Origin of the sequence: Alkalilimnicola sp. S0819, assembly GCF_009295635.1 — a bacterium.
Taxonomy (GTDB): domain Bacteria; phylum Pseudomonadota; class Gammaproteobacteria; order Nitrococcales; family WHIW01; genus S0819.
Genome location: NZ_WHIW01000074.1, coordinates 1 through 304 on the forward strand (window position 1 = coordinate 1; position 304 = coordinate 304).

Here is a 304-nt window from a genome sequence, read left to right on the forward strand (position 1 = left end):
CGCCTCGATCAGCACAAAAAACCAGTGTCAGGGGAGCGGTTAGCCGCACTGACGCAGGATGTTTTTCGCCAGGCAAGGCGCGCGACGAGAGAGGGAGGGAGCGTACACCAGTACGTGACCGGCCGATCGAGGAGCAGCAACGCCGCATGGCGAAAAACAGACAAGTCAGGGGCCATAGCTCAACTGGGAGAGCACCTGCTTTGCAAGCAGGGGGTCGTCGGTTCGATCCCGACTGGCTCCACCATCTACCTGCGGGAAGAAGTCAGACTTGAGAGTCCGAGCCGGGCTCTCAACTCTGGCTTTT

Annotated in this window: 1 tRNA gene; it reads left to right on the plus strand. The window is 59.9% G+C overall.

The annotated features are described in order from the left end of the window. Nucleotides 1–168: 168 nt before the first annotated feature. Nucleotides 169–244: transfer RNA gene (locus GBG68_RS14735), tRNA-Ala, on the plus strand. The last annotated feature ends 60 nt before the right edge of the window (nt 245–304 follow it).